Consider the following 25,040-nt stretch of genomic DNA (forward strand, 5'->3'; position numbering starts at 1 on the left):
CCCAACGGCACGCCGTCGCCGACACCCCCACCGGACCCCCCACAACCCGTTAACAGGTATCCGCGTGTCACCGATACTCAAGCCCGGTTCCGGCCATGGAGCCGCGCAGTGAAAATCAATCGTCGCCTCGTCCTCCTCGTCACCGCACCGCTCACCGTGGCCGTCGCCTTCTCCGTACTGGCCCTCGCCCCCGCGACCAATCAGGCGCTCCAGGCAGGACGGCTGACCTCGATGGTCGAAGTCGCCGACCGGGCCAGTGAGTTGACCTACCGGCTGCAGCGCGAGCGGGCTGCCGCCACCGCCCTGGTCTCCGAACAGGGAGACGCGGAGGAGTTCCGGTTACGGACGGAGGAGACCGACCGGAGCATCGCCGGATTCCGCGGCCGGGCCGAGGGGCTCTCCGCCGTACCGGGCAGCGCCAGGGGCGCTCTGGACCGTATCGAGCGTTTCGCGGAGGAGATGCCCGGGCTGCGCGCCCAGGTCCGCTCGGGAAGCAGCACCGTCTCCGCGCTCGCCTTCGGCTACCGGATCGTGATCGCCGACCTCAACAGCTACCGCGACGGCATCGCGCAGGCCGACGGCGTCGACGCCGACATCGCGGACCGGATCCGCGCCGCGGCCGCCCTGTCCGAGGCCGCCGAGCACACCGCCCAACAACAGGTCACGGTGGCGAGGGCGCAGGCCGCGGGCGGGTTCACGACCGCCTCCCAGCGAACCTTCGACGCCGGCCGGATGGGCTACACCGAGTCGATCGGCGCCATGTTCGACCTCGGCCCGGGCGCCTGGCGGACCTGGCTGGAACGCACCCTCTCCGGAGCGCAGGCCCTGGAGGCCCGGCGTCTTGAGGACGAGATCGGGCGCACGGGCACCGGCAAGGACATCACGGTCACCCCGAAGGAGTGGCAGAAGGCGGCCAACGACCGCCAGGAACTGCTGCGTTCGGTGGAGAAGCGGGTCGACGCGGCCGTGCGCGCCCAGGTCTCCGACGTCCGCACCACCCTCGTCTGGACGGCCGGGGCCGAGGTCGCCCTGGTGGTGCTGACCCTGGTCGGCGTCGTCGTGGTCGCGATCCGCCTGGGGCGCGTCATGATCCGGCGGCTGCGCGATCTGCGCAACGCCGCGCACGAGGTCGCCCACTCCGGGCTGCCCACCGTGATGAGGGAACTGTCCCAGCCCGGCGCGCTGCGCGGCGCGACGCCCGAGGAAGTGGCCCGGCGCACCGGCGACCCGGTCAGGACCACGGGTCAGGACGAGATCGGCGAGGTCGGTGAGGCGTTCAACGCCGTCCACCACGAAGCCGTCCGCCTCGCCGCACAACAGGCGCATGCACACGAGCAGTTGGCCGAGACACTGGTCGGTGTCGCGCGCCGGGGAGCCCGGCTCACCGCGGTCATGGTCTCCGAGCTGGACACCGTGCAGCGGGACGAGGCCGACCCCGTACGGATGAAGACCCTCTTCGCTCTCGACCACCTCGCGGTGCGCATGGAGCGGAACACCAACAACCTTCTGGTGCTGGGCGGTTACGGGAACGCCCGGGTCCGCTCGGCCGATGTGGGGTGCTCCACCGTCATCGTGGCCGCCGCCCAGCAGATCGAGCGGTTCGACCGCGTCTCGCTCGGCGTGATCGAGTCGGGCATCGGCATCACCGCCCGCGCCGTCCACGACGTGGCGCACATCCTGGCGGAGCTGCTCGACAACGCGACCCGGTACTCGCCCCCGGACAAGCAGGTCGGGGTCGCCGTCTGGCGGCTGTGGGACCGGGCGGTCGTGCAGATCGTCGACGAGGGGGTGGGCATGACGGCGGAGCGGCGCGCGGTCCACAACGCCGCGCTGCTCGAACCGCAGGCGGGCATCGGCGACGTACGGTCCATGGGCCTGCATGTGGTGGCGCGGCTCGCCGCGCGCCACGGCATCGTTGTCGAACTGCGCGACTCCTCGGGACCCGGCACCATCGCCGAGGTCACGCTGCCCGCGAAGGTGCTGGCCCTGGACTTCACGGAGGACCGGGGGCCGTCGCAGGGCACCCTCGGCAACGATGTCGGCTACGAGACGCCCCAGCCGATCACACCCCCGGGACCGCAGGGCCGCAGGCAGCCGGCCCGGGCGGGCGAACGGCCCGGCCACCACGGCACCCCGGTCGGCGCGGGGATCGGCGCGAGCGCCGGTACGGGCGTGGGCGCGGGGATCGGTACGGGTGTGGGTACGGGCGGCGGTGCCGCCGGGGCCGACGCACCGGCGGTCGGCGGCGACCGGGAAGCCCCGCCCGGCCACGAGCGGCCCCGCGACGGCGGGTCGCGCGACGGCGCGCGGGACCGGGGACACGGCACGACGCCCGCGTCGCGCCCCACGCGCGACGAGCCGGTGTCACGGGTAGCGGGTGTCAGTTCCTCGGGGCTGCCCCTGCGCCAGCGCCGAGCGCCCCAGCAGTGGCCCGCCGCAAACCGACGGGACGGCGCCGAACAGCGCCCCGGCGCCGGTTCCCCGCGGCCGTCGCCCCGCCGCCGGGACTCCCGTCAGGTCTCCGACGTCCTGGCGGCCTATGCCCAGGGGATCAACAGAAGCACGAACCACCGGGGGCGTTCCGCCCCGGACGACCACACCGAACGGACCGAGAAATGACCACCTCCTCCGACCTGAGCTGGATCCTGAGCGATTTCGCCGGGCGCCTCCCGGAAGTCACCCAGGCGATAGCCGTGTCCGTGGACGGACTCGCGCTGGCGTACACCGGCGTGGAACGCGACGACGCGGAGCGGCTGGCCGCCATCGCGTCCGGCGTCGTCAACCTGCTTTCCGCGGCGGCCCAGTTGACCGCCACCGACCCGGTGGAGCACAGCCTCACCGCGATGGAGGGCGGCTACATGTTCTCGATGGCGGTCTCCAGCGGCGCCTCGCTGCTCGTCACCACCACCAGGGACGCGGACATCGGCGAGGTCAGCTACATGATGTCCGAACTGATCAACCAGGTCGGCGATTCGCTGTCGCCCGAGGTGCGCGACCCGAGCCTTCCGCCCGCGCGCTGAACGCCCTCTCCCGACCGCCCCCTCCCTCACCGCCCCTTCGCCCCCTCCCCCCAGTGAGAGTCCTCATGCTTCCCTTCGCCCCCTCCACCCCCCGCCGCAGAGTCCGCCTCCGCCCGGCCGGTGCCGCCGCCCTCGCCCTCGGTCTTGCCGCCGTCACCGGTTGCAGCGGCGGCGGCAGCGGCTCCGCCGACGACACCGTGAAGATCGGCCTGGTGGCCTCCCTGTCGGGCACCTACGAACCGGTCGGCACGGAGCTGCGGGACGGCTTCAAGCTGTATCTCGACACCCACGGCAACAAGCTGGGCGGCCGCAAGGTCGAGCTGATCGTGGCGGACGAGGGCGACGGCCCGCCGACCGCCGTGCCCGCGGCCACCAAGCTGGTCAAGAAGGACAAGGTCGACGTATTGACGGGCCTTGTCGGCGGTGGCTCGGTGAACGGCGTGCTGCCGCTGATCCAACAGGCCAAGATCCCCTTCCTGGGGTCGAACGCCCGCCCGCCGGTCAAGGACATCGAGTACGTGTGGACCACGAGCTTCCTGTCCGACGAACCGGGCAAGGCCATCGCCCCGTACATCAAGGAGAAGGTCGACGGCCCGGTCTACGCGATCGGCCCCGACTACCAGGGCGGTCACGACGAACTCCGCGGCTTCACCGAGGAGTTCAAGCGGGTGAAGGGCAAGCTCGCCAATCCGGACGGCGAGACCACCTGGACGCCGTTCCCGAAGACGACCAACTTCATGCCGTACTTCGCGGAGATAGCCAAGACGGACGCCAAGGCGGTGTACTGCTTCTACGCCGGCAAGGCCGCGATCGACTTCGCCAAGCAGTACGCCCAGTCGGACATCGCCGACCTGCCGCTGTACACGGCCTTCGTCACCGAGGGCAGCGTGCTCCAGGCGCAGGGCCCCGCCGCGAAGGACATCTACTCCGTCCTGAACTACGCGGCCGACCTGGACAACGAGGCCAACCGGACGTTCGCCGCCGACTGGACGGCCGAGCACGACACGCAGCCCACCACCTACGCGATGGCGTCGTACGACGCGGCGGCCGTGCTGGACAAGGCGATCGCCGACGCGGCGAAGGACGGCGACGTCACCCCGCAGACCATCAACAAGGCCATCGCGGGACTCGGCCAGATCGACAGCCCGCGCGGCGCCTGGGAGTTCGGCGACAAGGCCCACTCGCCGGTGCAGACCTGGTACCTGCGCCAAGTGCGGCCGGACGGATCCAAGTTGGCGAACGTCATGGTCCAGGACCTGGCGACGCTCGGCAGCTGACATGGAGCTCCTGGATGCCCACCTCGTACCGGCGGTGGACGGCGTGGCCTTCGGGCTGCTGCTGTTCGTGGTCGCCGCCGGTCTGAGTCTCGCCTTCGGCACGGCGGGTGTGCTGAATCTGTCGCACGGCACGCTGTACGCGATCGGCGCGTACACGGGGGCCGAGCTGAGCGACGGGACGTGGGGCGGACTCGCCCTCGGCCTGGCCGCCGGGACGGCGGCGGCGTGCGTGGCGGGGGCGGGGCTGTCCGCGGCGACGGCTCCGCTCGCCCGGCGTGGGCATCTCGCGCAGGCGCTGCTGACGTTCGGTCTTGCCCTGATCGGCGGTGATCTGCTCATCCAGTTCTTCGGTGCGGACGAACTCCCCGTCCGCGTACCGGAAGTGCTCGACTCCTCCGTGACGCTGCTGGGGCACCGCTATCCGGCGTACCGGCTCTGCTTCATCGTGATGGCCGTGCTGCTCGCGGCGTTCGGGACGTGGGTGCTGACCCGGACCCGGATGGGTGCGGCGGTACGGGCCGCCGCCGACGATCCGCAGATGCTCGCGGCCACCGGCCACAGCCCCCGGGCCGTGCACACCGGCGTCCTCGCGGCGGCGGGTGCGCTGGCCGGGGCGGCGGGTGTGCTCGGGGCGCCGATCATCGGTCCCGGGCCCGGTACGTCCGAGAACGTGCTGATGCTCTCCCTCGTGGTGGTCGTGCTCGGCGGGCTGCGCTCGCTGTGGGCGACGTTCGCGGCGGCGGTCGCCGTGGGCGAGGTGCAGACGCTGGGCGTCTCGGTGGCGCCGGAGTTGGCACCGTATCTGCTGTTCGCGGCGATGGCGGCGGTGCTGGTGCTGCGCTCCCGCTTCGCGGAGCCGGCGGGGGCGGGGCACGGCTCCGCGGCATCCGGGCCGGACCCGGTCGCCCGGCTCCGGGGCCGGCTGGCGGGCCTGAAGCGCTCCTCGGTGTGGCGGGACCGGCTCCCCAGGCGGAACCGCGCCCCGGCGTGGCTCGCCCGGCTGCCCGGCAGGGCCGCGTGGTGGCGGGCGGCCCCGCTGCTCGTCCTGCTCGGGGTGCTGATCGCCCTGCCCGCCCTGCTCGACGCGTACAGCATCTCGCTGGCCGGTTCCGCCCTGGCACTGGGGCTGCTCGCGGTCAGCGTCACCGTCCTCACCGGGTACGCCGGACTGCCCACCCTCGGGCAGACCGCGCCGTTCGCCGTGGGCGCGTACGCCACCGCGAACCTCGCGGACGCCGGGTGGACCATGGGCCCCGTCCAGATCGTCCTGTCCGCGCTCGCCGCAGCCGTCTTCGCGGCGGTGGTGGGGCCCGCGGTGATCCGGGCCCGCGGCACGACCGTACTGATGATCACGCTGGCGATCGGCGAGCTGACCGGCGCGGTCGTCAACCAGCTCAAGTCCGTCACCGGCGGCGCCGACGGCCTCGTCGGATTCCCGGCCACCCAGGCGCTGTGGGGCGGGGAGGGGATGCTGGAGGAGAGCGAGCTGTACAACTACGTGCTCGTCGTGGCCGTCGTCGCCGTCGCTCTCACCCTGCTCGTCCTGCGCTCCCCGGCGGGAAAGCTGCTGACCGGCACCCGGGGCGCCGAGGCCCGGATGCGCGCCTCCGGGCACCCGGTGGGGCGGTACCTGCTGGTGGCCCACATCTGCGCGGGCGCGCTGGCCGGTGTGGGCGGTTCGCTGATGGTGACGGTCCAGCAGTACCTCTCCCCCGCCGACGTCGGGTTCGAGATCGCCGCGTTCGCCCTGCTGGCGGTGGTCATCGGCGGGACGACGTCGGTGATCGGCGCGCTGCTGGGCGCCGGGCTCATCGTCGCCACCCGGGACTGGGTCGCCGGTTCCTGGCCGGGCCACGGGCCGCTGCTGCTGGGCGTGCTGTTCGTCGCGACGGTGTACGTGCTGCCGCGCGGGCTCGCGGGTCTGCGGGGCGGTGGATCCGGGGGCGGCGGGCAGGGCGGACCGCCCTCCGATCCGACAGGCTCTCCCGGAGCACCGGGGGCGCCCGGGACCTCCGACACTCCCCGGGCCGAGGACCAGCCCCCGTCCGCGCCCGCCCCGACCCCCGCCGGGAAGGCCTCCCCATGACACCGACACCCGCCCCGACCACCACGCCCCCTCCCGTCCTCGCCCTCGACCGGCTCACCCGCAGGTACGGCACGCTCACCGCCGTCGACGACGTGAGCCTGCGGCTGCCGGCGGGGGCCCGGCACGCCGTCATCGGCCCCAACGGGGCGGGCAAGACCACCCTGCTCAACCTCATCGCGGGCACCGACCGGCCCGACCACGGCACGATCGCACTCGACGGCGCCGACATCACCCGCAAGCCCACGGCGAAGCGGAGCCGTCTCGGTATCGCCCGCAGCTTCCAACAGCCTTCGGTCATCGCGGAGTTGTCGGTGCTGGACAATGTGGTGCTGGCGGGCTGGCCGCACCATCCCCAGCGTCGCGGAGCATGGCGCAGGCCGTCCCGCCACCGGCTGCTCAAGGAGTCCGCGGGCCGCCATCTGGAGACGGTCGGCCTCGCGGACCTCGCCCAGCGGCCCGCCGCCACGCTCTCGCACGGGCAGCGCCGCATGCTCGACCTCGCCGCCGCGCTGGCGGGCGATCCCCGGCTGCTGCTCCTGGACGAGCCGGCGGCCGGGCTGACCGACGGCGACATCGGCCGGCTGCTCGGCATCATCGGCGCGCTGCCGTCGAGCGTCGCGGTCGTCCTGGTCGAGCACCATGTCGAAGTCGTCGCCGAACTCGCCACTTCTGTAACGGTGTTGGCGGCGGGGAAGGTGCTGGTCGACGGACCGACCCAGGAGGTGCTGGCGCACCCGGAGGTCCGCGAGGCGTACCACGGCACCGCCCCGTCGACGGGCCCGGACGACGCGCGGGCCGAGGCGGTCCCGACCGCCTGCCCGTTTCCCACCGACGCGAGAGGATGACCGACGCCCGATGCTCGAACTCACCGGCCTGACCGCGGGCTACCACGGCGGCACCGTCCTGCACGGCCTCGACCTGTCGGTGCCCGCCGGCACGGTCCATGCCGTGGTCGGCCACAACGGCGCGGGCAAGACGACGCTCGTCCACACCGTCGCCGGGCTGATGCGGCCGAGCGCCGGAACCGTACGCCTGGACGGCCGTGACGTGACCGGGCAGCCGGCCCACCGGACGGCCCGGGCGGGCATCGGTCTCGTACCGCAGGGCCGCCGGGTGTTCGCCGGGCTCACGGTCGACGAGCACCTGCGGCTGTCCTACCGTCCGCCGCGCCGGGGCGACACGACCCGCCCCAGCGTGTGGACCCCCGCGCGGGTCCTGGAGCTGTTGCCCCGGCTGGGCGAGCGCCGGGGCAACCGGGGTGCGGACCTGTCCGGCGGCGAACAGCAGATGCTGGCGCTGGCCCGCGCCCTGCTCGGCTCGCCACGGGTGCTGCTGCTCGACGAGCCGACGGAGGGGCTCGCCCCCGTACTGGTACGCCAGATCGACGCGTTGGTGACCACGCTGGCGGCCGAGGGCATCGCCGTCCTGCTGGTGTCCCCCAGCCCCGCCCAGGCCGTCGCGTGCGCCCGTACGCTCACGGTCCTCACCTCGGGGCGGATGACGCTGCGTCTGGCCGGGGATGACGCCCGCGCCGACGCGACGGAGCTGCACGCGGCGCTGGAACTGACGGCTACGGGAGCCTGAGAGGCCCCTCCGGCCCTACCCGGCCTTCATGCTGTGCCCGCCGAAGCCGCTGCGCCGGTCGGAGCCGCTGTTCTGCGCCTGCCACCACGCGTCGAACCCGGCCTGGTCCATGGCGGTCCAGTCGGGGGTGTTCTCGACCTGCGCGTCGCCCATCCTGCGGGCGAGCGCGACCATGGCGGCCCCGACGGCCCCGCGCCGTTCGTCGTAACCCTCCAGGACCTCCTTCCAGCTCTCCCCCGCCACCCACGCGGCCTCCAGCGCCGTGGCGTCCTGGAGCGCCTTCACGCTGCCGCCGCCGATGTGCGGCCGGGCGACGCTGGCGGCGTCGCCGACGAGCACCAGGCGACCCGAGGTGTAGTGCGGCACCTCCAGGTCGTAGATGGGCTGGATGAAGGTGGTCTCGGCGGGGGTGCGGAGCACGCGGGCCGCCCAGTACGGCGGGAAGTGGTCGGCGACCAGGGCGCGCAGGTGCGCGGTGAGTTCGGAGTTGAGGCGGCCGGGCGGCAGGGAGGTGGGGGTCCGCAGGTCCGGGTGGAGGCCGTCGGTCTGCGGGGGCGCGGTGTAGAGCACCCAGTTGAGCCGGTGCCCGCCGAGGCCGTCCGGGATGCGGTAGATCATGCAATGGCCGCCGGGGAAGACGATGTTGTGCGCGTCGTCGCCGTCCGACGGGAGGTCGGCGACGTCCGGCGACGTGCCGCGCCAGCCGATGTATCCGGCGTACGTGGCGTCCGCGCCGGGGAACATGGCCTCGCGGACGACGGAGCGGTATCCGTCGGCGCCGATCACGAGGTCGAAGTGCTCCTCGTACCCGTCCGCGAGCCGCAACGTCGCGCCGTCGGCGTCCGGTTCGAGGGCGGTGACGACGGCCCCGGACCGGTAGGACACCCCGTCGGGCACCCGGCGCCGCAGCTCGCTCCACAACGAGCCCCAGCTGTAGGCCCGGAAGGGGAACGGCTGCTCGCCGACGACCCGCCCGTGGTCGGCCTCCCCGTCGCGCACGCTCCACACCCGCCGGGTCAGGGGCGCCCAGGGCATCTCCGGGGCCACGTACCCGGCTTCCCGCAGCTCGTCGTACCGGTCGCTGTGGAGGGCGATTCCGACGCCTCTGTCACGGAGCCGGTCGTCGGCGCGCTCCAGTACGGTGACCCGCTCGGCCCCGCCGCGCGACGCGGCGAGAGCCGCCGCACACCCCGCTATGCTGCCGCCGACCACGGCGACGCTGCCTCCACGCATGACTGGCACTCCACTCACTCGGTGTTCCGGGCGTTGCGGCCGCCGGACGCGACACCGTTGTCGTGGCGGCGGCGCGACCGGCCGTAAATCGCCCTGTATCAGCGACTGTTGACCCGAAACCTGCGGTCAGGACCCGGGCTGGATCCTATCGGGCGCGCGCCGGCCGACCCGAGCCCTCGGCAGCACCGGCCACCGTGGGGCACTCCCCTCAGCCGCCCAGGACCCACCGGGTCGCCGCGATCGCACCGAGGATCAGCGGCGGCGCCAGCCACCGGGGGCCCATCGCGCGCCGCACCGCGTGGGCGATGGCTCCCGTACACGTCCCTGCCCCGATCGGCCGCGCCCGCCGTGCGCGCCCGCCCCGCCGCTCCTACCGTCTGTGCTGACGTCGTCGCGCAGGGAGCCGGTCGGCGTCGGGACCCGCGCCCGGCGGGGCGCCCGTCCCGGCCCCGTACAGGAGGAGCCCATGCCGGAGCTGTTCATCGATGGCCAGTGGACCGCTGCCGCCGAGGGGCGGACGCGGGAGATCCGCTGTCCGGCCGACGGCACGCTGGTGGCCACCGTCGACGAGGGCGGGGCCAGGGACGCCGACGCTGCCGTCGCCGCCGCCCGGGCCGCGTTCGACCGGGGGCCCTGGCCGGGGACGCCCGCCGCCGAGCGGGGGCGGCTCCTGCTGCGGGTGGCGGAGCTGCTGGAGCGGGACAAGGACGCCTTCGCGCGGGCCGAGTCGCTGGACACGGGCAAGCGGCTCGTCGAGAGCGCGTACGACATGGACGACATCGCGAACTGCTTCCGGTACTTCGGCAACCTCGTCGCGGCCGGGGACGCGGGGCGGGTCGTCGACACCGGGCTCGCGGACGTCGACAGCCGGATCGTGTACGAGCCCGTCGGGGTGTGCGCGCTCATCACCCCGTGGAACTATCCACTGCTCCAGACCGCCTGGAAGGTCGCCCCCGCGCTCGGGGCCGGCAACACGTTCGTCCTCAAGCCGAGCGAGCTGACCCCGCACACCGCCGTCCTGCTGATGCGGCTGCTGGCCGAGGCCGGACTGCCGGACGGGGTCGCCAATCTGGTGCTCGGGGCGGGGGGTGTGGTGGGGGCGCCGCTGACCGAGGATCCGCGGGTCGATCTGGTGTCGTTCACCGGAGGGCTGGCGACCGGGCGGCGCATCATGGCGGCCGCCGCGCCCACCGTGAAGAAGGTCGCCCTGGAGCTGGGCGGCAAGAATCCCAACATCGTGTTCGCCGACGCCGACTTCGAGACCGCCGTCGACTACGCGCTGATGGCGGTGTTCCTGCACTCGGGGCAGGTCTGCTCCGCCGGGGCGCGGCTCCTCGTGCAGGACGAGCTGCACGACCGGTTCGTGGACGAGCTGGTGGCGCGGGCGGGCCGGATCAAGCTCGGCGGGCCGTTCGACGAGGACGCCCGCAGCGGGCCGCTGATCTCCGCCGCGCACCGCGACAAGGTCGAGGCGTACGTGGCGGAGGGCATCGCCGAGGGCGCGGTGCTGCGCTGCGGCGGGGCGCGGCCCGACGATCCGGCGCTGGCGGACGGCTTCTACTATCCGCCCACCGTGCTGGACGAGTGCGCCACCTCGATGTCCGTGGTGCGGGACGAGTCGTTCGGTCCGGTGCTCACCGTGGAGCGGTTCCGGGGCGAGGACGACGCGGTCCGGCTGGCCAACGACACCGTGTACGGGCTGGCGGGCGCGGTCTGGACGCAGGACGGCGGGCGGGCCCACCGGGTGGCGTCGCGGCTGCGGGCCGGCACCGTGTGGATCAACGACTTCCACCCCTACGTACCGCAGGCGGAGTGGGGCGGGATGAAGCAGTCCGGTTTCGGCCGTGAGCTGGGGCCCGCGGGACTCGCCGAGTACCAGGAGGCCAAGCACATCTGGCGCAATGCCGCCGCGACCCCGCAGCGGTGGTTCGAGTGAACCGCGCCAAGGGGCCCGAGGGGCAGGCGGCGGACAGCGGTCACGACGACGACGCGCTCGGCGAGCTGGGCTACAAGCCCGAACTGAAGCGCACGCTCGGCAACTTCCACACCTTCGCCGCCGGGATCAGCTACATCTCGATCCTGACCGGCACCTTCCAGCTGTTCTACTTCGGCGTCAGCTTCGGCGGTCCCGCCTACTGGTGGTCGTGGCCGATGGTCTTCTGCGGGCAGCTGATGGTGGCCCTGTGCTTCTGCGAGCTGGCCGCCCGCTATCCGGTGGCCGGTTCGGTCTACAACTGGGCCAAGAAGATGGGCGGTCCGCACGTCGGCTGGCTCGGCGGCTGGATGATGATGACGGCCACCATGGTCACCCTGTCGGCCGTGGCGCTGGCCTACCAGATCACGCTGCCGCAGATCGACGACTGGTTCCAGTTCGTGGGCGACGGGAGCGGCAAGAACGACCAGGCGGCCAACGCCGTCCTGCTCGGCAGTGTGCTGATCCTGTTCTCCACACTGGTCAACGCGTTCGGCGTCAAGCTGATGGCCCGGATCAACTCCGCGGGCGTCTTCATCGAGCTGATCGCCGCCGTCGCCCTGATCATCTTCCTGGCCGCGCACATCACCCGGGGCCCCAGCACCGCGCTGACGGAGACGTACGGGCTGGGCAGCGGCCAGTCGCTCGGCTACTTCGGCGCGTTCCTCACCGCGTCGCTGGCCTCCGCCTATGTGATGTACGGCTTCGACACCGCGTCCTCACTCGGCGAGGAGTCGCACAACCCGGGCCGCAACGCACCCCGCGCCATCCTGCGGGCGCTCATCGCGTCCTTCCTGATCGGCGCGTTCATCCTGCTCTTCGCACTGCTCTCGGTGCCGGACCTCAAGGCCGAGGAGCTCTCCACCGGCGGCCTCCAGTACGTGGTGCTGGCGACGCTCGGCGACACCATCGGGGAGATCTTCCTCTGGGCGGTGGTCGTCGCGATCACGGTCTGCGTGCTGGCTGTGCAGGCAGCCGGGATCCGGCTGATGTTCGCCATGGCGCGGGACAACAACCTGCCCGCCGGATCGATGCTGGCCCGGGTCAGTCCCCGGTTCAAAACGCCCGTGGTGCCCGCCGTGCTGATCGGGGTGGTGGGCGTCGTCATCCTGGTCGTCAACATCAACCAGCCGCAGATCTTCTCGGTGATCACCAGCATCGCGATCATCATGATCTACGTGGCGTATCTGCTGGTCACCGTGCCCATGCTGCTGCGCCGGCTGCGCGGCGACTGGCAGCCGCGCGAGGGCGCCTTCTCGCTGGGCCGCTGGGGGCTGCCCGTCAACATCGCCGCCGTGCTCTGGGGCACGGCCATGTCGCTCAACCTGGCCTGGCCGCGCGCCGAGGTGTACAACGCGACCGGCCCGCAGCACTGGTATCTGCGCTGGGGCGCGTTCCTGTTCATCGGCGTCGTCGCGCTCGGCGGCTTCGCCTACTACTGGTTCGTCCAGCGGCACCGGACCGGCGTACTCGCCGAGCACCGTGTCGAGTCCGCGGACCCCACCGCTCCCCCGCCCACGGCTCCGCCGGCCGCCTGAACCCTGGAGACCTGATGCCCGAAGAGAGCTCCGTACCCACGTTCGACTACGTCGTGGTCGGCGGCGGTACGGCCGGTGCCGTCATCGCGGCCCGGCTCACCGAGGACCCCGACGTCACCGTCTGCGTACTGGAGGCGGGCCCCTCGGACGTCGGGGACGACAGCGTCCTGCGGCTGGACCGGTGGATGGCGCTGCTGGAGTCCGGATACGACTGGGACTATCCGGTGGAACCGCAGGAGCGGGGCAACAGCTTCATGCGGCACGCCCGCGCCAAGGTGCTCGGCGGCTGCTCCTCCCACAACTCCTGCATCGCCTTCTGGGCCCCGGCCGAGGACCTCGACGAGTGGGCGGCGCTCGGCTGCACCGGGTGGAGCGCGGCGGACTGCTACCCGCTCTACCAGCGCCTGGAGACCAACGACGCGCCCGGCGACCACCACGGCCGCTCCGGCCCGGTCACCATCCGGACGGTGCCGCCCCGCGACCCGTGCGGTACGGCGCTGCTGGAGGCCTGCGCGACGGCGGGCATCCCCACCGTCCCGTTCAACACGGGTTCCACCGTGATCCGGGGCGCGCACTGGTTCCAGATCAACGCCCGCGAGGACGGCACCCGTTCCTCGGCCTCGGTGTCGTATCTGCACCCGGTGCTGGGGAAGCGGCCCAACCTGGAGGTACGGACCGGGCTCCAGGCGAAGCGGCTGCTGTTCGACGGCGAGCGGTGCACGGGGGTGGAGTACCTGGAGCCCGACACCGTGCACAGCGGGACGGTGCACGCGCGGCGCGAGGTGGTCGTCTCCTGCGGGGCGATCGACTCCCCGAAGCTGCTGATGCTGTCCGGGATCGGGCCGGCCGGGCATCTGCGGGAGACCGGGGTGGACGTGCGGGTGGACTCCCCCGGCGTCGGCTCGCACCTCCAGGACCACCCGGAGGGGGTGATCATGTGGGAGGCGAAACAGCCCATGGTCACCGCGTCCACCCAGTGGTGGGAGATCGGGATCTTCGCGGACACCGAGCCCGGGCTCGACCGGCCGGACCTGATGTTCCACTACGGCTCGGTGCCGTTCGACATGAACACCTACCGGCGCGGCTACCCGACCTCCGACAACGCGTTCTGCCTGACCCCGAACGTCACCCGCGCCCGCTCCCTGGGCACGGTGCGGCTGCGGACCCGGGACTTCCGGGACAAGCCCCGGGTCGATCCGCGCTACTTCACCGACGAGCACGACGTACGGGTGATGACGTACGGGCTGCGGCTGGCGCGGGAGATCGTGGCGCAGCCGGAGATGGCCGCGTGGGCGGGGGCCGAGCTGGCTCCGGGACCCGGCGCGACCACGGACGCGGAGCTGTTCGACTACATCCGCGAGACGCACAACACCGTCTACCACCCGGCCGGAACCGTACGGATGGGCCCGGCGGAGGACCCGGACTCGCCGCTCGACCCCCAGCTGCGGGTGAAGGGCGTCACCGGGCTGCGGGTGGCCGACGCGTCGGTCATGCCGTTCCTTCCCGCGGTCAATCCGTGCATCACCACGATGATGATCGGCGAGAAGTGCGCCGATCTGATCAAGGAAGGCCCCACCCCTGTCACCCGATAGCTATTCGCACACGTGCTCGAATAGCGTTACGCTCTCCTCATGGCCGTACACCTGCAAAGCTCGCTTTTCGACCAGGAGGCCGAGGTCGGCACCCGCCCCCTGAGCGGACTGCGGCGCACCGATCTCGGCCATGGCGCCTGGATCGACGTCCTGCCGCAGTGGCTCCAGGGAGCGGACACGCTGTTCGAGACGCTGGTGCGCGACGTCGCCTGGCGGGCCGAGCAGCGTGTGATGTACGAGCGTGTGGTGGCGGTCCCCCGGCTGCTGGCGTTCTTCGGCCGCCACGCCCCCCTGCCCCATCCGGCCCTGGAGGCCGCCCGCATCGAGCTCGGCGAGCATTACGCCGCCGAGCTGGGCGAACCGTTCACCACGGCGGGGCTGTGCTTCTACCGCGACGGGCGGGACGGGGTCGCCTGGCACGGGGACACCGTCGGGCGGGGAAGCAGCGAGGACACGATGGTCGCGATCCTCTCGCTGGGAGCGCCCCGGCAGCTGGCACTGCGGCCGCGCCGCCCGGGCCCCGCCCCCGTCCGCAGGCCGCTCGGCCACGGCGACCTGATCGTCATGGGCGGCAGTTGCCAGCGCACCTGGGAGCACGCGGTCCCCAAGACCGCGCGGGCCGTCGGGCCGCGCGTCAGCGTGCAGTTCCGGCCCGACGGGGTGCGCTGACCCCGGCTTTCCGGGGCCGCACCCCGGGCCACCGCGGTTGTGCGGGTCCCGGGCAGGGCGGATTCTGAGAGTAATGAACCGGGCCGGGGTCGCGCCGTGAGCGCGGCGAACACGGCGGAGAGCGCCGATTTCCGTGGACCCCTGGACATCACCAGGGCGGCCACGGTGGTTCTGGACGCCGAGAGCACCGTCATCGGCTGGAGTCCCACGGCGGCCGAGCTCCTCGGCTACGAGCCCGCCGAGGCCCTGGGGCGGCCGCTGAGCGCGTTCCTCTCGGTGCACCCGGTCGGCGGCACTCCCCCGGCCGCAGCAGCCGAAGCGTCCGGAGTTCCCGAGGCCTCCGGCGTGTCCGGAGCGCCCGTCTCCACCGGCGTCGGCCCGCCCTCCCTCGTCGGCAACGAGATCCACGTGGCCCACGCCCGGGACGGCCGGGAGCTGCTGGTGGCGACGGCGACGTGCCCGCTGCCGGGCGGAGCGGCGGACCGTGGCCCCGGCGCGCCGGACCGGATCCTGGTGGCGGCCGAGGTGGGGGAACTGCGGCACTGGGAGTCGCGGCTCGCCCTGCTCCAGGGGCTGGCCACCCAGTCGCCCGTCGGGCTGGCGATCTACGACACGGATCTGCGGCTGACCTGGTGCAACACCGCCTACGAACGGGAGATCGGGCAGCCACTGGCCGCGTTCCGGGGCATGCGGGCCGACGAACTGTACGGCGGCGGCTCGTTCGTGACCCCCGGATATCCGCAGACGCTCGACGGCGTCATGCACCAGGTGCTCGACACGGGCGAGCCGGTCCTCGACCTGAACTTCAGGGCGCAGCAGCCGAGCGACCCGGGGCGGGACCATCTGTGGTCCTGCGCCTACTACCGGCTGGAGGACGCCCACGGGCACGTGTTCGGCGTGTGCGAGGACGCGTTCGACGTCACCGACCGCTACCGGGTCCAGGAGCGGCTGGCCCTCCTCGTCGAGGCCGGCCGCAGGATCGGCACCGTCCTGGACGTGGCCACCACCGCCGAGGAGATCGCCGAGGTGGCCGTGCCGGACTTCGCCGCGACCGTACGGGTCGATGTCACGCGGGCCGCGATGACCGGGGAGACCGCGGCGGTCGGCAGCGCGGCGGACATGTCGCTGCTCCGGGTCGCGGACCGCTCGGAGCCGGGGGCAGCCACCCCGGACCCGGGCCTCCCGGACCCGGCCCCGCGCGACGCCGACCGGCCGGACGCGGAAGGGCCCGACCCCGGCCGGCCCGGCCCGGGCGTCCCCGGGCCCGGACTGCTGGACTCCGGAGGCCCGGAGACCGGCCCGCCCGGCCCGGTCGTCGCGGACCCCGGACCGCTGGATTCCGCAGACGCGGAGGGCGGCTCGCGCGGCGTGTCCGGGTCCGCGAACTCGGTCGGCGAGGACCGGCACCCGTATCCGCCGGTCGTCTATCCGCCCGGATCCCCCCAGCACCGCAGCCTCTCCTCCGGCGGGCTCGTCCTCGACGAGGGCACCCTCGTCGTCCCGCTGAGGGCCGGGGGCGGCATCCTCGGGCTCGTCACCTTCGACCGGTGCGCGGGACCCGACGCCTCGGGCCGGCCGCCCGCCCCCGACCGGGCGACCACGTTCGACAACGGCGAGGTCGCCCTCGCCGACGAACTGGCGGCCCGGGCCGCGGTCTGCATCGACAACGCGCGCCGCTACACGCGCGAACGGACCGCCTCCCTCGCCCTCCAGCGGCAGTTGCTGCCGCACCACCTGCCGCCGCAGTCCGCGGTCCGGACCGCCTACCGCTATCTGCCCGCCGACGATGTGACCGGCGTCGGCGGGGACTGGTTCGACGTGATCCCGCTGTCCGGGACCCGGGTCGGCCTGGTGGTGGGGGACGTGGTCGGGCACGGCCTCCAGGCCGCCGCCACCATGGGACGGCTCCGCACCTCCGTACGGGCCTTCGCGCAGCTGGACATGCCTCCCGACGAGTTGCTGACCCGGCTGGACGACCTGGTGGGGCAGCCCGCGGAGGAGCCGCCGGACGCGTATGGCGGGGCCGTCGAGACGTACGACGTGACCACCGGGGCGACCTGCCTGTACGCGGTCTACGACCCGGTCTCCCGGCGGTGCGTCATGGCCCGGGCCGGGCACCTGCCGCCGGCGGTCGTCGACCCCGACGGCGCGGTGTCGTTCCCGGACCTGCCCGCCGGGCCGCCGCTGGGCCTCGGCGGTCTGCCGTTCGAGTCGATGGAGTTCGAGCTGCCGGTGGGCAGCCTGCTGGCCCTGTTCACCGACGGCCTGGTCGAGGCCAGGGACCACGACATCAGCCACGGCCTCGACACGCTGGGCCGGGTGCTCGCCGACCGTTCCGCGTCGCTGGAGGAGCTGTGCGACCGGGCGGTGTCCGAGCTGGTGCCGGACGGTACGAGCGCCGACGACACGGCCCTGCTCCTGGTCCGCACCCGTGAGCTCGACGCGGAGCGGGTCGCCCACTGGGAGCTGAGCGCGGAGGCGGTGTCGGTGGGCCGCGCCCGCGAGCTGGCCACCGGGCAGCTGGAGGCCTGGGGCCTGGAGGAGCTGGTGTTCGCGACCCAGCTCGTCGTCAGCGAGCTGGTCACCAACGCGGTCCGGTACGCGGGCGGGCCGCTGGGGCTCCGCCTCATCCGGGACCGCACCCTGGTGTGCGAGGTCGCGGACACCGGGCACACCTCCCCCCACCTGCGGCACAGCGCGGAGGACGACGAGGGCGGGCGCGGCCTGTTCATCGTGGCGCAGCTCGTCCAGCGGTGGGGCACCCGGTACACCCCGACCGGAAAGACCATCTGGACCGAGCAGGCGCTGCCGCCGGCCGACGGAGGCTGACCACTCTCCGTACGGGCCGAGTCTCCGTACGGGCCGCGTGAGCCACTTTGTTGACAACCCAACAGACTTCGACTTAGGTGTGCCTTACCTAAGTCGACTGGGTGTCCGTGGTTCTGGTTACCGACGCCGAGAAAGGTGCTCATCCCGTGAGTGCTGTTCCCTCCACCCGTACCGTCGCCCGTACGAGCCTCGCCGCGTTCGCCGCAGCCGCGCTGGCCGTGACCTTCGCCTCCCCCGCCGCCGCCGCGACCGGCACCCGTACCGTCACCGAAGGCGGTACCACCTACAACCTGTCGCTGACGGCCCCCGACAGCGCGGCCGCCTCGGGCGCCAACATCACCGTCACCGGCAGCGGTTACAACACCGCCCAGGGCGTTTACGTGAGCCTGTGCGTGGTGGACGGCGCCCAGGGCGCCAACAAGCCGTCGCCGTGTCTCGGCGGCCAGGACGAGTCCGGCACGACCGGCGCCTCGCACTGGGTCTCCGGTCTGGGCGGCGGCCTCCCCAACACCTCGCCGTTCGGCGCGGGCGGCACCTTCAGCGTCCGGATACACGTCAAGGCCGACCTCGGCGGCGGCAACGTCTGCGGCGACACCGTCGAGTGCGCCGTCGTGACCCGCGCCGACCACACCGACACCAACGACCGCAAGTACGACATCCACGCTCCGATCAACTTCGTGTAGCACCGGACGAGTTCTCCATCCCCTCTGCCCGGTCCCGGCCGTACGTGCCGGGGCCGGGCTCCCACGCGTCCTGACGAGGAATGACATGACATCCACTCCGGGCACCGCTCCCGGCACCCCGCCCGGCGGCCGGAGCAGGCTGAGACGCCGCGCGGGCACGGCCGCCGTCGCCGCCCTGCTGCTCGCGGGGATCCCCGTCGGCGCGGCGGTCAGCGCCGACGCCGGCACCCCGAAGACCGCCACCGGCCCCCAGGGACAGAAGCTCACCGTCTCTGCCACCACCGGCCTGGACGCGGCCCAGCAGAAGGTCCGGGTCCAGGGCGAGGGGTACGGCCTCACCACCGGCATCTACGTCGCCCTGTGCAAGGACAACGGGGACAACCGCGTGCCCTCCCCCTGCCTCGGCGGCGCGGACATGAGCGGCGGTTCGAAGACCTCGCAGTGGATCGTGCCCCCGGGCGACCCGTACGAGGGCGATCTCGCGCAGGCCTTCGGGCCCGGCGGGACCTTCGACGTGGAGATCGAGATCGCGCAGAAGGGCGACGGCCTCGACTGCGCCGAGGTGGCCTGCTCCGTCGTCACCCGCGCCGACCACCGCGCCGCCGGCGACCGTACGCAGGACGTGCGCATACCCGTCGCCTTCGCAGGCCAGGATCCCGGCGACGGGGGCGGCGAGGGTGTCGACGTCCCCGCGGGGACCGTCTCGTACAAGTCCGCCGCCGACTTCACCACGGCCGGCAAGCCGCTGGACCTGCTGCTGCACCCCGACTCGAAGAAGCTGTACGTCGGTGCGGACAACCTCCCCGACACGGCCGACGTCGACGAGCGCGGACTCCATGTGCTGAACCCCGAGAACGGGACGTCCGAGAGCTGGATCAGCCAGGCCCCCGGCTCCACCGGTGCGCTGCGGGCCTCGGCCGCGGCGCGCATCGCGGGACCGCTGCCGGGCGACGGCGTCGTCTACAACTACCCGCTGCGGGGCGTCGGCAGCGCCAAGTCGGGCGACGAGGCCGCCACGGGCGTCTGGCTCGCCGGGTCCACGATCACCGACATCGCCCCCGGTACGACCCCGGACACGGTCCTGGTCGCCCAGGGCGCGACGCTCTCCGAGATCGAGCGGGCCACCGGCACGGCGACCCGGACCCTCACCCTGCCGGGCGGCACCCAGTTCGCCGCCGACCCCGAGCGGGGCGCGCTCTGGTACACCGACTTCACGGCCGGGAAACTGCACCGCGTGGACCTCGCGTCGTTCACCGTCAGCGGCTCCTTCGACCTGCCCGGCGGGTCGGGGGGCATGGCCGGATTCACCGAGACGGATCCGGCCACCGGCGCGGTGTGGGTCGGGGTCGGCCGGTCGGTACTGGTCTTCGACGCCGCGGGCACCCTGGTCAAGACGCTCGTCGGCAAGGACCTGGCCCGTGACGCCGCCTTCGACACGGCGTCGGGCCGGGCCTATGTCGTCTGGCAGGACGGCGGGGACCCCTCCGACCCGGCCAACGACAACAACGGCACGCTGACCGTGTACAGCAGCGAGGACTTCGCCGTGGCCGCCCAGGACCTGTCGCTGCCCGGCAACCACTCCCAGGCCGGTGCGGCCTCACTCGCCGTCGAAGCGGGCGGGGCCACCGTCTTCGTGACCAGCCCCGCCGAGGGGAAGATCACCAAGCTGGTCCGGCAGGTCTCGCCCCTGGTGACCCGCGCGCCCGCCGACCTCACGGCGAAGGAGGGCGAGGAGGTCACCCTCGGCGCCGAGGCGGAGGGCACCCCGGAGCCCACGGCCCGCTGGCAGGTCAGCACCGACGGCGCGCAGACCTGGAAGGACGTCGAGGGCGCGACGGAGTCCGCCCTCACGTTCACCGCGCGCACCGCGCAGGACGGCTACCGCTACCGCGCCGAGTTCCGCAACGACGTCGGCACCACCCGCACCGCCGCCGTGAAGCTCACCGTCACCCCGGCAACCGGCGGGGACACGGGCGGCGACGTCGGCGGCAACGGCGATGCCTCGAATGGCAGTGGCAGTCAGGGAAGTGACGGCTCGACAGGTGGCGACGGCGGCACGCAGTCCAGCGGCGGCTCCACCACGGGCGACTCCGACTCCACCGGAGGCTCCGGATCCACGGGTACGTCCGGAGGCTCCACCGGTACGTCCGACGGCTCCGGTGCCACGGTCGGCGGGGGTGTCGCGGGCGGCACCGGGACCGCCGCCACGTCCGGTGGCGGCGGCCTGGCGGCCACCGGGGTCACTGTGATGTCGGTAACTCTCGCGGCAGCGGGGCTTGTTGGCGCAGGGGTACTGGTCCACCGGCGCGCCAGGAGGCGCACGGAGGGCGCACTCTGACGTCGTAGCAGCCCCCGCACCCCTCGGGGCCCTGAGGGGGAGATGCGTGAACCCCCTGGCCGGGCACACCGCCCGCCAGGGGGTTCACGCATCTCCCACCCGTGCGCGGCCGGGCCGGCCCCTCCGCGAACCGCCCCTCGGCACCACCGGACACAAGCGCTTACACAGCTGGCACTCCATCAATATCCTTGCTCACCAGCCCACATCGGACGGTTCCGGCCGATCGGAGATGTCTGGACCGAGCCGTCTGAACTTCACGAGAACTCCAGCGAAATGGCACGTGTGTGGATATCGTGCACCGAGCGAGGGCGCATCCGTCAGTCCATGGGATCGGCGGATGCGTCCCGTTTGTGGGGGTGCAACTGTGGCTGGGGGGCTCATGGGGCATGTCGAAATACCTGATACCGACCTATCCGGACCGGTGGGGCTCCGGGGCGCACCGCGCCCTCGCACCGCCGCCTCCCGGAATCGCACGGCGGCCCTGGAGCAACTCTGGAGGGCCCCGACGGCTCAGCGCGACCCGGTCGGCCCGGCGCCGGCCCGGCGGCTGCCCGCGCGCGGCCCGGTCCTCGCCGCACTGACCGACCTGCTGGGTCTGGCCGGTCCGGCCTGGCTGCTGCTGCGCGCGGGGGACCAGCCCCGCCCGTTGGCGGCCGCCGCGGTCGCGGGGCTGCTGTGGGCCGGACTGCGCGGCACGCGGGGGCGGTACACCGACCGGCTGCGGACCGAATCCGGCGGTGCGGCCCGCGCGGTCGGGGCGGTCGGCGACTGGCTCGTGCTCATCGGCCTGCTGGCCGTGCTGCACACGGCGGCGGGGAGTCCGGTGGACCCGGCCACGGCCGTCGTGGCCGTCGCGCCGGGGCTGCTGATCGCCGCCGCGGTGGCGGGGCTGCGGCGGTGGCCGCGCTCCGCCCGGCGGGCCGGCCGGGTCCGCAGGGTGCTGCTGGTCGGCGAGGCGCCGGGGGTGGACCGGGCGGCCGGGCTGCTCAACTCCCGTACGGATCACGACTACACGCTGGTCGCCGCCGTTCCCGTGGGCGCCGCACGGCTGGAGTTGGAGGGCGTACAGGTGGCGGGGCACCTCGCGGCCTGCCCGGCCGACGACGATGTGTCGACGGTGCTCGGCGGGGTCTACGCCCATGAGGCCGACCTGGTGCTGGTGGCTCCCGGGCCCCAGCTGACCGGCGACCGGCTGCGGCGTCTCGGCTGGGGGCTGCACGACCGGGGCGTCGCCCTGTCCGTGCTCTCCGAGCTGTCCGGCGTGGCGGCCGAGCGGGTGCGTCCCGTCACCGCGGCCGGGCTCACCCTGCTGCACATCGCGCCGCCGCTGCGCGGGGGGCCGCAGGCGATGGTCAAGAACGTGCTGGACCGTACGGGCGCCCTGTTCGGACTGCTGGCCCTGGCACCGCTGCTGCTGGCGGTCGCGTTGAGCGTCCGGCTGTCCTCGCGGGGTCCTGTCTTCCACCGGCAGGTGCGGCAGGGGCAGCACAACCGGCCGTTCACCATGTGGAAGTTCCGCACGATGGTGGCGGACGCGGAGCAGCTCAAGGCGCAGCTCGCCGTGGTCAACGAGGTCGACGGGCCGCTCTTCAAGATGCGCAGCGACCCCCGGGTGACTCCGGTCGGCCGGATGCTGCGGCGTACGTCGATCGACGAACTCCCGCAACTGGTCAATGTGTTGCTGGGCCACATGTCGCTGGTGGGGCCGAGGCCGCCGTTGCCGGAGGAGGCGTCCCGCTACGACGAGCAGGAGCATCGCCGGCTCACTGTGAAGCCGGGGCTCACGGGCCTGTGGCAGGTGAGCGGGCGCTCCGACCTGAGCTGGCAGGAGACCGTCTCGCTCGACCTCTGGTACGTGGACAACTGGTCGGTCGCCGCCGACATGGGACTCCTCGCCCGCACCGTGCGCGCCGTCACCGACGGCCGCGGGGCGTACTGAATGGCGGCGGGCGGACGGATGCGAGGAGCACCACCGGTGCGCCGCCGGGAGGCTTCTCCCGGCGGCGGGCGGTCACTGTCCGGGCGGGAGCTGCCCGAGCCACCAGGCGTAGGTGCGGGCGATGCCGTCGCGCAGCGGGATCTTCGGCGTGAAGCCGAGGGCGTTCAGGCGGGTGACGTCGAGCAGCTTGCGGGGGGTCCCGTCGGGCTTCGAGGTGTCCCAGGCGATGCGCCCCTCGTAGCCCGTCACATCCCGTACGGTTTCCGCCAGTTCGCGGATGGTGAGGTCCTCGCCGCAGCCGATGTTGACGGGTTCGTCGCCGTCGTAGGCCTCCAGCAGGCTCACGCAGGCGGCGGCGAGGTCGTCGACGTGGAGGAACTCCCGGCGCGGCGAGCCGGAGCCCCACAGGGTGACCTCGGGGGCCCCGTCCCTGCGCGCTTCGTGGAAGCGGCGGATCAGCGCGGGCAGGACGTGCGAGGTCTCCAGGTCGAAGTTGTCGCCGGGCCCGTAGAGATTGGTCGGCATGGCGCTGATGTAGGAGGCGTCGTACTGCCGCCGGTAGGACTGGGTCTGGACGATGCCGGCGATCTTGGCGAGGGCGTACGCCTCGTTGGTGGGCTCCAGCTCCCCGGTGAGCAGCGACTCCTCGCGGATCGGCTGGGGCGCGAGGCGGGGGTAGATGCACGACGAGCCGAGGAAGAGCAGCCGCTGCGTCCCGGCCGCGTGAGCCCCCGCGATCACGCTGAGCTGGATGCGCAGGTTGTCCTCCAGGAACTGCACCGGGTACGTGCTGTTGGCCATGATCCCGCCCACCTTGGCGGCGGCCAGCACCACGGCGTCCGGGCGGACCTCCTTCAGATACGTCTCGGTCCGCGCGGCGTCGCGCAGGTCGAGGAGGTCACGGCCGCGGGTGAGCACCTCGTGGCCGTCGTCGGAGAGGCGGCGGGCCACCGCCGAGCCGACCAGGCCGCGGTGTCCCGCGACGAATATGCGGGAGCCGGGCCGCAGTAGGGAACGGGCGGATTCCTGGGACGGGACGGGGAGTTCGGTCGTCATGGCTCGGATTGTGCCAGCAGAAAGGGACTGCGGTGACGCTTCGCCGCAGAACGCTCCAATTCCGGAATATCGGTGAACATCGCCGCCGAGGCGATCAGCAGAGAAGGGGGAATCGTGGCGAAGACCGCGCTCATCACCGGGGTGACAGGCCAGGACGGTTCATATCTGGCCGAGTTGTTGCTCGACAAGGGATACACGGTGCACGGGCTCATACGCCGTTCCTCAAGCTTCAACACCGAGCGGATAGACCACATCTACCAGGGTCCCGAGGAGCCGGAGCGCTCCTTCGTCCTGCATCACGCGGACCTGTCCGACGGTGTGGCGCTGGTGAACCTGCTGCGCGACATCCAGCCCGACGAGGTCTACAACCTGGGCGCGCAGTCGCATGTGCGGGTGTCCTTCGACGCCCCGCTGTACACCGGTGACGTCACCGGGCTCGGCACCATCCGGCTCCTGGAGGCGGTCCGGGCCAGCGGTATCCAGACCCGGATCTACCAGGCCTCGTCCTCCGAGATGTTCGGCGCCAGCCCGCCCCCGCAGAACGAGAAGACCCCGTTCCACCCGCGCAGCCCGTACAGCGTGGCGAAGGTCTACTCCTACTGGGCCACGGTCAACTACCGCGAGGCGTACGACATGTTCGCGGTGAACGGGATCCTCTTCAACCATGAGTCGCCGCGCCGGGGGGAGACCTTCGTGACCCGGAAGATCACCCGGGGCGTCGCCCGGATCAAGGCAGGGCTCCAGGACCGGCTGCACCTGGGCAACCTGGACGCCGTCCGGGACTGGGGGTACGCGCCGGAGTACGTGGACGCCATGTGGCGCATGCTCCAGTGCGACACCCCCGACGACTTCGTGATCGCCACGGGCGAGGGCGTCAGCGTCCGGGACTTCCTTGAGTACGCCTTCGAGCACGCGGGCCTCGACTGGCGCGAGCACGTGCGTTACGACCCGAAGTACGAACGCCCCAGCGAGGTCGACGCGTTGATCGGCGACGCCTCGAAGGCCGAGGAGCTGCTGGGGTGGAAGCCCGAGGTGAAGTCCCGGGAGCTGGCCCGGATCATGGTCGACGCCGATATCCGCAAGCTGGCCGACCAGTTGTCCGGGGCCGCCGTCCGGGTGGACCGGTGACGGGGCAGGACCGCCGTGCCCGTGGGCCGGTGAACGGGTCCGCCGGCGGTCCGGGCGGGCCGACGGAACGGCGTCGCCGTGACGCGCGCCGCTCCC

The 25,040-nt window shown here is 72.9% G+C and carries 17 protein-coding genes; 15 read left to right on the forward strand and 2 right to left on the reverse strand.

Annotated elements, in window-relative coordinates; all coding sequences use genetic code 11:
- Window positions 1–108 precede the first annotated feature (108 nt).
- From IE134_RS08615 to IE134_RS08640, 6 genes are all read left to right on the forward strand, one after another.
- Entirely contained in the window at window positions 109–2,619 is a 2,511-nt protein-coding gene (locus IE134_RS08615; protein WP_189430108.1) for a sensor histidine kinase, read from the forward strand.
- Complete coding sequence (locus IE134_RS08620; RefSeq protein WP_030716522.1) at window positions 2,616–3,020, forward strand: roadblock/LC7 domain-containing protein; 405 nt, start codon at window positions 2,616–2,618, stop codon at window positions 3,018–3,020. Before IE134_RS08615 ends, IE134_RS08620 begins: the two co-directional genes overlap by 4 nt.
- A gap of 65 nt (window positions 3,021–3,085) precedes the next feature.
- Entirely contained in the window at window positions 3,086–4,297 is a 1,212-nt protein-coding gene (locus tag IE134_RS08625; RefSeq protein ID WP_030716520.1) for an ABC transporter substrate-binding protein, read from the forward strand.
- 1 nt (window position 4,298) lies between these two features.
- On the forward strand, window positions 4,299–6,383 hold the full coding sequence (locus IE134_RS08630; RefSeq protein ID WP_189430109.1) for a branched-chain amino acid ABC transporter permease: 2,085 nt from the start codon (window positions 4,299–4,301) through the stop codon (window positions 6,381–6,383).
- Window positions 6,380–7,228, forward strand: a complete 849-nt coding sequence (locus tag IE134_RS08635) for an ABC transporter ATP-binding protein (protein WP_189430110.1) — start codon at window positions 6,380–6,382, stop codon at window positions 7,226–7,228. Before IE134_RS08630 ends, IE134_RS08635 begins: the two co-directional genes overlap by 4 nt.
- Window positions 7,229–7,238: 10 nt before the next feature.
- On the forward strand, window positions 7,239–7,967 hold the full coding sequence (locus tag IE134_RS08640) for an ABC transporter ATP-binding protein (RefSeq protein WP_030716511.1): 729 nt from the start codon (window positions 7,239–7,241) through the stop codon (window positions 7,965–7,967).
- Between the two features lie 15 nt (window positions 7,968–7,982).
- Here the strand turns inward: IE134_RS08640 and IE134_RS08645 are convergent, their stop codons facing one another.
- Window positions 7,983–9,200, reverse strand: coding sequence for an FAD-dependent monooxygenase (locus IE134_RS08645; protein ID WP_098020397.1), 1,218 nt, complete (start codon window positions 9,198–9,200; stop codon window positions 7,983–7,985).
- A 466-nt stretch (window positions 9,201–9,666) separates the two neighbouring features.
- Here IE134_RS08645 and IE134_RS08650 point away from each other — a divergent pair, with 466 nt between their 5' ends.
- From IE134_RS08650 to IE134_RS08685, 8 genes are all read left to right on the forward strand, one after another.
- Window positions 9,667–11,136, forward strand: a complete 1,470-nt coding sequence (locus IE134_RS08650; protein WP_030716505.1) for an aldehyde dehydrogenase family protein — start codon at window positions 9,667–9,669, stop codon at window positions 11,134–11,136.
- Window positions 11,133–12,710: an APC family permease gene (locus IE134_RS08655; RefSeq protein ID WP_097986980.1), complete on the forward strand. Its 1,578-nt coding sequence runs from the start codon at window positions 11,133–11,135 to the stop codon at window positions 12,708–12,710. Before IE134_RS08650 ends, IE134_RS08655 begins: the two co-directional genes overlap by 4 nt.
- Before the next feature lie 14 nt (window positions 12,711–12,724).
- Window positions 12,725–14,302 carry a GMC family oxidoreductase gene (locus tag IE134_RS08660; RefSeq protein WP_098020394.1) on the forward strand — a complete coding sequence of 526 codons (1,578 nt, stop codon included), beginning with the start codon at window positions 12,725–12,727 and terminating at the stop codon, window positions 14,300–14,302.
- Window positions 14,303–14,341: 39 nt separating this feature from the next.
- Window positions 14,342–14,971, forward strand: a complete 630-nt coding sequence (locus IE134_RS08665) for an alpha-ketoglutarate-dependent dioxygenase AlkB (RefSeq protein WP_098896072.1) — start codon at window positions 14,342–14,344, stop codon at window positions 14,969–14,971.
- 96 nt (window positions 14,972–15,067) lie between these two features.
- Window positions 15,068–17,800 (forward strand): SpoIIE family protein phosphatase, encoded by a 2,733-nt coding sequence (locus tag IE134_RS08670; protein ID WP_189430111.1) that lies wholly within the window; start codon window positions 15,068–15,070, stop codon window positions 17,798–17,800.
- Window positions 17,801–17,946: 146 nt separating this feature from the next.
- Window positions 17,947–18,483 (forward strand): hypothetical protein, encoded by a 537-nt coding sequence (locus IE134_RS08675; RefSeq protein ID WP_189430112.1) that lies wholly within the window; start codon window positions 17,947–17,949, stop codon window positions 18,481–18,483.
- 85 nt (window positions 18,484–18,568) lie between these two features.
- Window positions 18,569–20,821: a DUF8696 domain-containing protein gene (locus IE134_RS08680; protein ID WP_189430113.1), complete on the forward strand. Its 2,253-nt coding sequence runs from the start codon at window positions 18,569–18,571 to the stop codon at window positions 20,819–20,821.
- Window positions 20,822–21,200: 379 nt separating this feature from the next.
- On the forward strand, window positions 21,201–22,760 hold the full coding sequence (locus tag IE134_RS08685) for an exopolysaccharide biosynthesis polyprenyl glycosylphosphotransferase (RefSeq protein ID WP_189430114.1): 1,560 nt from the start codon (window positions 21,201–21,203) through the stop codon (window positions 22,758–22,760).
- 72 nt (window positions 22,761–22,832) lie between these two features.
- Here IE134_RS08685 and IE134_RS08690 read toward each other — a convergent pair whose 3' ends face one another.
- Window positions 22,833–23,816 (reverse strand): GDP-L-fucose synthase family protein, encoded by a 984-nt coding sequence (locus IE134_RS08690; protein ID WP_098896216.1) that lies wholly within the window; start codon window positions 23,814–23,816, stop codon window positions 22,833–22,835.
- 114 nt (window positions 23,817–23,930) lie between these two features.
- On the opposite strand from IE134_RS08690, the gene gmd reads away from it, so the two are divergent.
- Window positions 23,931–24,944: a GDP-mannose 4,6-dehydratase gene (gmd, locus tag IE134_RS08695; protein ID WP_010059488.1), complete on the forward strand. Its 1,014-nt coding sequence runs from the start codon at window positions 23,931–23,933 to the stop codon at window positions 24,942–24,944.
- Window positions 24,945–25,040 lie beyond the last annotated feature (96 nt).

This window comes from Streptomyces rubiginosohelvolus (assembly GCF_014649875.1).
In the GTDB taxonomy this organism is placed as follows: Bacteria; Actinomycetota; Actinomycetes; order Streptomycetales; family Streptomycetaceae; genus Streptomyces; species Streptomyces rubiginosohelvolus.